Genomic DNA, 3,430 nt, shown 5'->3' on the forward strand with positions numbered 1-3,430 from the left:
CCCCAATCGTTGCTGCAACTTTTCGGGCCACTCAAGCAGTTCGACATCGACGTTCTTAAATCGACCATTGATCTCCTCCAGCGTCTTGTTCAGTGCCGCGTCCCCCACTTGCCTCGACCGCTTCTGGGATAGGGAAAGTTCGACTCGGGTATAAGGACTAGAAAGATACTGTTTGTAGCCATTAACCTCTAGACCATGATTGCTGAAGAAATCGATCCGGCTAAAACCATCCTCTAAAGGTATGGCTGCCGTCCATGCGCCGGTCTTTGCATCGTATTCCATATCCATCCATTGGTCATCGGGGATTTGCACTTGTAAGAACGGCTCGGAACCTGCCGGATCACGGTCATAGATCCACCATATGCGTCCGCTTATCGGCTGAGGCCCTTCATTGAAACTCACACTGACACTTAGCTTGTCCTTTTCGATTTTATGGCTCGACGTCGGAGGCTTCAGCAAGGATTCGCCGCCAAAGAAGTGATTCCAGAGGAAGGCCTCTTTATTCTGTTCGTCCTTTGCCGTAGCGACATGCGGTGTTTGAAAGTGCCCGCCATTGGGTTGGTAATAAACAGGCAACTGGGGATGGTTTTGCGCTCCCCAAAGAATGTCAAATGCAACAAAGTCATGTGTTCCCGGCTGGAAAAGAATATCGACGCCGCGCTCCATCAGCCGATCCCAATTCTCCGTAACGCACAAGGCTTGCCAAAAGCGATCCGCTAATGCTTTGTTTGCCTCTTTAGCTTTGGCCATTTCTTCCCTGTTGCCTCTTCGAGCCGGCGAATAGTAAGCAAACGCATGGTTGGAGCATGTCGCAGTAAATCGCTCGTCGTTTATCAAGGCGACCGCAGGGGCTATGCCGTTCTTAGAGCTACCCGCGCCGGCCACTTTGCCTTTTTCAAAATGATCGGTCTCCGCATACGCGGCGGTTGCGGCCCTCATCAAGGTCATCGACCAAATCCAGACTTGCGAGTATCGCGGATTACGCTCTTCCTTATTCAATTTCTCCATCTTTTGTAGCACGCCCTGTTTTCCCGGGATCTTTGCTACCCGCTTGACATGCGTCTTGACAATTCCAACTCCATTGGCCAGCAGTTTTGCATCAAAATCGCTTGGTTTCGCATCTTTCATCAGCGTTTCATATGGATTTGCTCCTGTAATATGAAAGCCCTTTGCCTTGCCTTCGAGCGGAACAATCATACGCACTGGAATCCGAAAATCTTGTCCAGGCCACCATTCGGCGACATTGATTTCGATTAGCTTCTGTCGCGTCGAGCTTGTTGGCTCGTCCAAATGCCAGTCCTGCAGGATCTTTATATCCAGTGTGCTTTCATCAAGAATCTCTTCAGTATTGAATATTGGGTCTACTGAGGTCTTTTTTATCTCAGATTGAATTCCGTTTTGTGCAACTATAGCTGAAACACAAAGTAGAAAAAGTAAAATTGAACTGATTTTTTTCATCTGTTTAAAATTTTGAGTTTTTTATGGCAACAGATGGAATTCGCATGATTTTAATCATTACTCTTGGTGTGAATTCCATTCTCATGCTCATTTCATAATTGTTTGTTTAGACACCACTTACGTTATAGCCTATTTCTTCAGGTGTTAATTTGTCAAATCGCTCGTCCGACCAAAACTAGTGCTTGGTGTCCAGTGCTCCGGAATCTATTTTTTTATCTTCCGATTTCTTATACTGGTTCTCCACGTTCCCCTTCACGGTCACTGTTATTACGCTGGCAATTTTATCGGGGGCTTCGGCGGGAAGCTCAATCATCAGATTACCGTCCTTCTTATGTACTTTCAGTTCCGTGTTATCAGCCAGGAGGGTTGCTTTTATCACGTCGTTGGCTATCCCGGGAACCTCTAGTTCGCCCTCCGCAGGCCAGTCAAAAACGAAGAAATACAGCGTGGTCTCTTCTTCATTCTCTTTTTTGGAGCAACGCCCCCAGGAGAAGGGTTGATACGGTCCGGCCTTTGTACCATGAATGGCCTCGCTGTTAACGGTCATCCATTCGCTGATCTCCTTTAAGCGAACAATGCTTTCTTCGGGAAAGGATCCGTCCGGCTTGGGACCGACATTCAGCAGGTAGTTTCCACCTTTTGAAACAATGTCCACCAGGTTTCGGATTAAGGTTTCGGAAGATTTCCACTCAGCGTCCATTTTCCGCAATCCATATCCCCAGGTTTTATTCATGGTCATGCAGACCTCCCAATTCACCCCTTCCAAACCGTGGGCATCAGGAATGTGCTGTTCCGGCGTTTTTGTATCGCCGGGGAAATTCGGGCGTTTCAACCTGTCGTTCGTGATAATATGGGGCTGCCGTTTAAGCTGCTCCTGAAATTTCAGTGCCGCGGCATCGGTCATGCCGCGCGGGGTATCCCACCACAGAACGGCAATTTCACCATAATTGCTTAATATTTCACGCACTTGAGGAACAGCTACCCGGTCGATATAGTCGTCAAAAGTCGCGGTTTCCTGAGCCAGATCCCAGTGTCCATTATGTTTTTTGGTGTAGGCATCGACTTTTGCGGCATCAGGGTTGGGCCAGCCTTCCTTCGATAACCTACGTGCGGCCGATCCGCCGGGATTGCACCAGTCCTGATTTTGAGAATAGTAGAATCCCAATTTGATCCCATGTTTTTTACAAGCCTCAGCCAGCGGCTTTAAGAGATCCTTGCCATACGGTGTGGCATCGACCACGTTCCAGTCACTGGCCTCACTGTCGAAAAGAGCAAATCCGTCATGGTGCTTCGCGGTAATGATCAAATATTTCATCCCCGCATCCTTGGCCATTTTCACCCAGGCCTCCGGATCATAGTTTTCCGGATTAAAGTTTTTGGCGTTTTCCTTGTATTCGGTCACCGGAATTTTACACCGGTTCATAATCCATTCGGCACCACCTTTGGCCTGATCATGTCCGTTGTAAATTCCGGCATACTGCGAATATACCCCCCAATGTATAAACATGCCGAAACGGGCTTCGTGCCACCAGGCAAGCCGCTCTTCATCGCTTAACGTATTTGCTTCCGGTTGAAGCGGCTCTCCACATAGTTGTTCAAACCGTTGACGATTAACTCCGGCTTCCTTTTCACAGGCGCTGACAATCCATGTTGAGAGGACCTTTGCGGGCTTTGAAACCAGCAGGATTTCGCCATCGGTTTTCAGCGTTTGAGCAAAGTCGTCGGGGTTGTAGAGCACAGCGGCGCCGATCTTCTGCGGGGATGCTGCTACATCTTCCGGGTGGATTCCCCAAGTGCCGATATAATGATCGCCTTGGAATGTTTCCGTGGTCTCCCAATAATTAATACCGGTAACAAATTCGACCGGATCGTCGCAAAGCGCGAACGCCTCCACCTTCATCTCCCGAATACCGGTAAAGGCCGAAACACGGATCAAGACATCCACCGTTCCACCCTTATACGGAATGCCCTC

At 48.7% G+C, this 3,430-nt stretch carries 2 protein-coding genes; both read right to left on the reverse strand.

The genetic code is table 11. The features are described 5' to 3' along the window. Positions 1-1,458 (reverse strand): hypothetical protein (locus tag V3S16_RS16865; protein WP_413887058.1); only part of this gene is annotated, 1,458 nt, incomplete at its 3' end. Between the two features lie 175 nt (positions 1,459-1,633). Further along, the coding region (locus tag V3S16_RS16870) for an alpha-L-fucosidase (protein ID WP_413887060.1) at positions 1,634-3,430 on the reverse strand (1,797 nt) is incomplete at its 5' end.

Source organism: Candidatus Desulfatibia sp. (assembly GCF_036446775.1).
Taxonomy (GTDB): Bacteria; Desulfobacterota; Desulfobacteria; order Desulfobacterales; family UBA11574; genus Desulfatibia_A.